This window comes from Geobacillus thermopakistaniensis, from assembly GCF_000498995.1.
GTDB classification, from domain to species: domain Bacteria; phylum Bacillota; class Bacilli; order Bacillales; family Anoxybacillaceae; genus Geobacillus; species Geobacillus thermoleovorans.
Map to the genome: position 1 here is coordinate 1 of NZ_AYSF01000086.1, position 7,835 is coordinate 7,835.

The following is a 7,835-nucleotide window of genomic DNA, read 5'->3' on the forward strand; positions in this document are numbered from 1 at the left end:
TGTTGATTTCACCGCTAACATTATTGCCAGGATCTCGTCAGTGCTTTCTCTTTTTTGTCACTAAATCACAAAATTTGGTGATGAACCATATATTTTTTGTCAATTGGTATCAATCGGGGGACAAGGGAATGACAAAAAATGAACTTATCCTGTTTAAAAAAGATACTGATGCAGTTGGTTCTAATAGGGGATTTATTTACCAGTATTTAAAAACGCTCATTCAATGGCTAACTAATTATAAAAATAAAATTGATAGTGTAATCTACTGTGAGGTTGAAGACGATATAAAACAGTTAAATATAAAAGAAAGTACAGTAATATTTACACAAGTTAAATGCTACTCTTCAGTTTTTAACTTAGATAGCGATGAAATAAAAAAATCACTTTACAATTTTTTTGTATTATTTTTAATTTATAAAGATTACAAATGTGAATTTTGCTTTGAATCCAACACTAGGATATCAGGTAAAGATTCTTTGTTACAAAGTTGGGTTAAACAACAGAAAGTTTTAAAAGAAAACGAAGAATTACTAGAGCAATGTGTTAATAAAACACAAGAAATTTTAAAAGACGTGTTTGAAAAAGAATTACAATCACTACGAGGTCCAATTATCAAAAAAATAAAGAGTCGAGAAGAGAAACTAAAAGAATCAACTAGAAGAGATAAAATACAAAAAGAAATCGATGATTTAAAAAATGAATTGGAAGATTTAGAATCAAGTGGTCAGCAGATGAAAACTCAAATCAATGACCGCGATTCAATCATTGAATTTGTAAACAGAGTTGTTTGGGTTTTTGATGAAGATGAAGCAGCAGATTCAATTAAAGCATTAAAAACAGAGGCATTAGATTTATTGAATGAAATATTAAAGGGAAAGCATTCAGCTGAATTATTTTTCAGCCGTCTTATTTCTGAAATTAATTTCAAGTGCGTTGAAGAAAATGATGAAGCTAGATATTTGGATAATGCATTATTAGAAAAAATTCTTGAGGAAACTGATGAGGAAATTAAATTAAATATATCATCAGAACTAATTGCTAAATTCGAATCACTGGAATCGAAAATCGATCAAGGAGTCGATGAAATCAAAAGTCAACTATCTGAATTTGAAGAGAAGTTTAACCAAAGAATGGATCAATTTAGTGAAAAACTTAATCAGCACACTAACAATAATCAACCATCGGAAAAATACGAAGTTTATGAACTTCCAACCGCAGAACAAGAGAAAATTGAAGAATATATTCAAAAAGAGGATAGTAAATATCAAAGTAATTTAAAAATGAAAATTAGCAAAATGAATAACATTGATTCAGATACCAAAGAATATCTACTTCAAAATGCAACTGAATATAGGTGTCGTTATCTTCTTTATTGCCAAACGTTAAGGTTAAAAAATTTGACAATACAGTTAGAAGAAATTAAAAAGCTTGAATCAAAAATAAAAAAAATTTGTACTGAAGCTGTAATTAAATTTGCAATGAAACCTAAAAGTGATTCGGCATCATTTTATTTTGAATTACAAGAACAACTTTTATTAGCACTGAAAGACTTTAAAGAACGAAAAAAAATAGAAATTGATGAGGACATTATTTATGGACAAATGTTTCAAATGGCAGCAGAATGCTTTTTAAGATGGCACAAGGAAGTGAATTAAATTGGATAAAAAATATACTTTTTCAAATGATTTTTTCGAGATATTAATTAAAAACAATGTCAGTATGGAAGTTACGCCGTTAGAAGAACAAACAACTTATATCCAACCAGATGATGATTATGATTTCCATTCTTATAGAATTCTTTTATTAATTCGTGTATGTGGATTGATAAAAGAGCCATTTTTCGATAATTATACAATATATGGAAGGAGAAAGTTTTCGTTTTATGATTTTTTAATTCGTTATCCATTTTACTTAAAAAAAGTTATCGAAATAGAAAATAAAATGCATTTAATAAACTTATTGCAATTAAAAAAATACGAAACAGAACAAGCTCTTTCTCCGATGATTAAATACATTAGAGGACCTTGGGACCATCGGTACGATTCTATTTTTAATTATATGATCAGTAAAAATTTAATTCATGTTCATTTTTCAAAATATACAAAAACAAAAAAAGCATTTTGCTTGACGTTAACACCGCTCGGGCTTGAAATTGCTGAAAAAATCAAAGAAATAGAAATAAATTGGGTTAACCGAATGGAAATTATAAATTCTATTTTTCCAAAAAACACAACAAATGAACGAATTGAAGGATATATAAAAAATCATTTTCCATCATTAATTTTAGGAATTGCAGGTGATAACTAAATGTTTATTGAGGCGATTAAAATAAGAATAATTGCAAAAAGCGGAAAAAAGTATGGGAGATATATTAATTTTTTAAATAATGATAAAATTAATGAATTAAATTTAATATATGGAAAGAATGCACTGGGAAAATCAACTTTAATAGAAAGTATAATTTATGCTTTAAACGGTGAAGCCATCTACGGAAAAAGAAAAAAAGACATTATAAATTATAAGATGATTTTAAGCACATATTTAAAGGATACGCTTGAACACGCAGAAATTTATTTGCAACTTAGTAATAAAAAAGAACGGATTGTTGTTTTGAGGGATGCTATTGATTCAGAAGAACCAGTTATTGTTTTTAAAAATGTAAAATTAGAAAAAAATGATGATGGAAAATCCTTAAATAATAAAACAAAAGAAAAAGAATTTTATAAAATAAACAAGGAGCGGGATATAACAGGAAACAAAACATATCAAGAATTTCTTTTTTCATTTTTAGGTATAGAACCGATAAGGAAAAAAACAGATAATGATGAGGACAATTCAGAGCGATTAATCTTTTACATACAAAATTTGATGCCTTTATTTATTATTCATCAGGGTGCTTGGCATGACATCCAAGCAATTAATCCACGCTATGATATTAATGAGATTAAAAAGACTGCTTTTGAAGTAATAATGAATTTTACAAGTACGGACGTTATTAAGTATCGATATTTATTGGAATCGTATCAAACATCATTAAGGCAAAAAAATAATTCAATCAAAGATATTCAAGAAGTTATCGGATTGCTTTCATTTAGCCAGGTGTCGGAAATTGATAATGAAATCGAAAGAAAGACTAAAGAGTTACAGGATTTAAGCAATAAAATCAGTGAAATGGAGAAGGGTACTACAGAAATTAACCATGTTATTAAAGAAATTAGGTCAAAATATCGTCATAAGAGTTTGGTTGCAAGAAGGTACCTCGATTCATTAGAAACTTTAGAATCTGAAATTGACCAATACAATTATTACATCAATAAAATTCAAAGTGATATAGAAAAGAACGATAAATTAAAAACAGCCAAAAAACTAATAGGGATTCTTCCAATTGAGTTCTGTCCAAGATGTTTAAATAAAGTTTCTATTAAAGAAAATGAGGAATTGGAAAAAGGGTATTGTAGTTTATGTGGAAATGAATTTCAAACACCACATGACTATGAAAAGGATAATACACTTAATTATTTAAAAGATGAATTAAAGGACTTTCAGAGATTAAAATTGGATAAAGAAGAAGAGAAAAGGCAAATTTCTAACAAATTATTTTTAGTTCAATTGGAACTTAAAGAACTTAAAGAAACAATGGATAATTACGAAGCGGAATTAAGACCACAGAATTTAGAGCAATATAACTTCTATTCAAGAGAGATCGGAAGGTTAAAAAACATAATTACAGAACTTCAAAAAGATAAAGAAATTATAAAGAAATATGAAAAATTATTGAATGAAAAAGAAAAGTTGGCTGAAGAAGTAAAAAATTTAAGGAAAAAAATAAAAGATATTGAAAGTCATCAGGACTTAGATAATAAAAAATTAGAGTTTTTTGAAAAACAGTTTAAGGATATCTTATTTGATTTGGATTTTCTAAAAGACGGATTTGATGAATCGAAAGTTGAAGAAGGCAATAGCAAAAAATCGACCAGTGATATCATAAAAGAAATATATAATCAAATTAAAATTGATAGAGAAGATTATTATCCAAAAATTGAAGGCATAAATCTTTATAACATCACTTCAAGCAGTGGATTAATAAGAATCATCTTGTCATATTATATTGCTTTGTTAAAAACTGCACTTGAGTTTAAGGATTCTGTAAATCATCCAATGTTACTTATTATGGATGAACCAAGGCAACAGAATTTAGATCTTGATACTTTCAATAAATTTCTTGATATTTTTTCAAAATTAAAAAAAGAATATCCTGAAACACAATTCCAAGTAATTATTGCTTCATCCGAAAAAGGGAACTGTCAAGAATCAAATATATCTTTGGATTTAGGTGACAATAGTTACTTAATACAAGAAATCGATAATTAGAGTAGCGATTATTCGTTACTCTTTTTTGTTGTTTAATTAAAAAGACATAATTCATCTTATCGAACAAGTTAAAAATCAAAACTAATTAATTAAAGGATAATAGAGTCTATAAAAAAGAACGTTTATCGTTTTTTCTATCAATTTTTTTAATATTGTAACGAGTATTGTTTATTGGTCTAAGTATTTTTTTAGACAACTCACTTTTAGGAAACCTAGACACATTTTTACAAGTTTTTCTACCTTACGACTCCCTTGCTAATGTTATGTCTGAAAAAGGACGAACTAATATTTCTACTATAGAAACTTTATAGCTTATTTCTTCATTTATATCCGTTTGTAAGGAATGTGGAATAGACGCTTATATAACATGTCAGCCATAATAAAATAAACCAGTATTTGTCCACGTACAATAAAAAACGGCAAATCAGAAGTATAAAAAAGGGTTGCTCAACCGTTACCAGCAACCCCTTTTTATTACAGATTCTTTAGTTTCATTTACGCTAATTTAGTTTCACACATGTAATCCCTCTAGTTTATCTTTCTATCCCAATAACCGTTTTCTTATTTTAATTATGATTTACATATATGTATAATAATTGTATACAAATTGTATACAAATTTTTAAAACGGTGATGTTTATGGGGCAAAGTAATTTTTCATTTCTAGCTGGAAAATGGGATGTGTTAGCCAATCTAGGGGAAACAGCAGAGAAAAACGTATATCAAGATCCCCATACAACTTTAATGAAGCTCCGCTTGTTCGGAGAAACATTAGCAAAAATTATCTTGGCTCTCGAAAATATTAAGGAAGCACACAATACAAGCCAGCTTGATCGAATCAATACATTACGGGCAGAAGGGCTGCTTGATTATGAGCTTTATGAAATGTTTGATACACTTCGTAAGAAAGGAAATCATGCTGCGCACGGTACTGATTACGGAACAACCGAAGAAGCAAAAGCGGTACTGTTAATTGCTTTTCGCTTAAGTGTGTGGTTTATGGAAGTATACGGTGACTTCAATTTTGAAGCACCGGAGTATCAAGAACCTCAAGAACAAGCTCATGTCGATCACGAGGCATTGCAGAGAGAATATGAAGAAAAAGTAAAACAGCTTGAAGCGGAATTGGAAAAGCTTCGTGAAAGAACGGAATATGTTACGGCAGATGAAAAACAAAAGCGGATCCAAGCTTCAAGAAGGTTTTCAAAACGTTTGCAATTATCCGAAGCAGAAACAAGAGCGATCATTGATGAAAAGCTACGTCAAGTAGGTTGGGAAGCAGATAGTGTTAATCTTAATTATCGTCGTGGTACTCGACCGGAAAAAGGACGTAACTTAGCAATTGCCGAATGGGAAGTAAAGGATGGGCGAGCTGATTATGCCTTATTTATAGGAAAACAGCTAGTCGGGTTAATTGAAGCGAAGGCAAAACACAAAAATGTCCCATCCGTATTGGAAAGTCAGACAAAGACATATGCAAGAAATGTATACCAACATGACGACGAAATAATTACACCAACAACAGGTGATTATAAAGTTCCGTTCTTATATGCAACAAACGGTAGACCGTATTTGCCACAGTTAAAAGAAGAATCAGGAATTTGGTTTTGGGACTCCCGAAAGCCATTTGAGCATGCAAGACCTTTAGAAGGATGGCATTCTCCAGAAGATTTGCAGTTACTATTAGAAAAGAATGATGAAGATGCAAACCGAAGATTAGATGAAGAAGACATTACAAAATTTGGTCTTCGCTATTATCAGCAAAAAGCCGTATTAGCTGTTGAAGAAGCATTAAAACAAGGAAAGAGACGAATGCTTGTTGCCATGGCAACAGGAACCGGTAAAACCCGTACAGCTATTGCATTAATGTATCGTTTAATTAAATCGAAAAAATGCCGTCGCATTTTATTTTTAGTTGACCGTAACTCACTAGGAAAACAAACGGAAGATGCATTAAAAGATACAAAAATTGAAGGGTACTCTTTTGCTGATATATGTGATATCAAATCATTGGAAGATATCTCACCTGATGTAGAAACAAGAGTACACATTGCAACAGTACAAGGAATGGTAAAACGCTTATTTCACAACGAAAGCGAAAAAGTTCCAAGTGTAGGGCAGTATGATTTTATTATCGTAGACGAAGCACACCGTGGTTATACAGGCGATCGTGAAATGACGGAAGAAGAACTACTATTCCAAGATCAAAATGATTATATTAGCCAATATCGCCGTGTGATTGATTACTTCGACGCGCCTTGCTTAGGATTAACCGCTACTCCAGCACTCCATACAACGGAGATTTTTGGAATGCCTATTTTCAAATACACATATACGGAGGCAGTATTGGACGGATATTTAGTTGATCACGAACCACCTTACATATTTAAAACAGAGTTGGCAGAGGCAGGTATTACATTTGAAAAAGGTGAAGAAGTCGAAGTGTATGATGTTGAGAAACAGGAAATTATCCTTGAAAAAATGGAAGATACCATACACTTTGACGTAGAACAGTTTAACAAAAAGGTCATTACTGAACCTTTCAACCGGGCGGTACTTAGAAAATTAACCGAATATATCGACCCAACAGGAAAAGAGAAAACGTTAATTTTTGCAGTGAATGATCAACATGCAGATTTAGTCGTTCGTTTATTGAAAGAAGCGTATAAAGAACGCGGCGACGAAGTAGAAGACGATGCGATTATGAAAATTACTGGCTCCATTTATAAACCTCTTGAAGCAATCAAACGTTTTAAAAATGAACGATTGCCTAACATCGTTGTAACTGTCGATTTATTAACAACAGGTATAGACGTACCAGCGATTACGAATCTAGTTTTCTTACGCCGCGTGCAATCGCGTATTTTGTACGAGCAAATGCTTGGACGTGCAACTCGTCTTTGCCCTGAAATCGGAAAAACGCATTTCAATATTTATGATGCGGTCGGCATTTATGATACATTGAAGTCTTATACCGATATGAAACCGGTTGTGAAAAAGCAACACTATTCAATTGGTCAATTATATGAATCACTGATAAACGCAGAAAGTAACGAAGAAGTCGAGTTTTATCGTAAGCAGCTCATTGCAAAGATTCAACGAAAAAAACAAGTTTTGCCTGAAGAAGCAAAACAGAAATTCAAAGAGTTATCCAATGGTAAAAGCATCGATGAATGGGCTCATGATTTACAATCATTATCTCCGAAAGAAATAAAGGAGCAGTCGATTTTATTCGAATATGTAGAACAATATCGTACTCGTGGAGAGAAAGTGTACATTTCAAAACATGCAGATAAAATAAAAGAAGTACAACGAGGTTACGGGGAAGGGAACAACCGACCTGAAGATTATTTAGAAGGGTTTGAGCGCTTTGTAAAACCCGAGTTCGACAGTCACTAGGCAAACAAAATGCCTCTCGCCCCTTGATACAAAAGGGATCGGAGGCATTTGGGCACACTTCGGGCG

4 protein-coding genes are annotated in these 7,835 nt (G+C 31.4%); all 4 read left to right on the top strand.

The features are described from left to right. On the top strand, nt 1-1,655 hold a 1,655-nt coding region (locus T260_RS123975; protein WP_023634480.1), incomplete at its 5' end, for a hypothetical protein. A gap of 1 nt (nt 1,656) precedes the next feature. Then, nucleotides 1,657-2,307: a hypothetical protein gene (locus T260_RS123970; protein ID WP_023634481.1), complete on the top strand. Its 651-nt coding sequence runs from the start codon at nt 1,657-1,659 to the stop codon at nt 2,305-2,307. Continuing rightward, nucleotides 2,308-4,371: an AAA family ATPase gene (locus tag T260_RS1000000140355; protein ID WP_023634482.1), complete on the top strand. Its 2,064-nt coding sequence runs from the start codon at nt 2,308-2,310 to the stop codon at nt 4,369-4,371. Nucleotides 4,372-5,009: 638 nt separating this feature from the next. Then, complete coding sequence (gene hsdR, locus T260_RS123960; protein ID WP_023634483.1) at nt 5,010-7,769, top strand: type I restriction-modification system endonuclease; 2,760 nt, start codon at nt 5,010-5,012, stop codon at nt 7,767-7,769. The last annotated feature ends 66 nt before the right edge of the window (nt 7,770-7,835 follow it).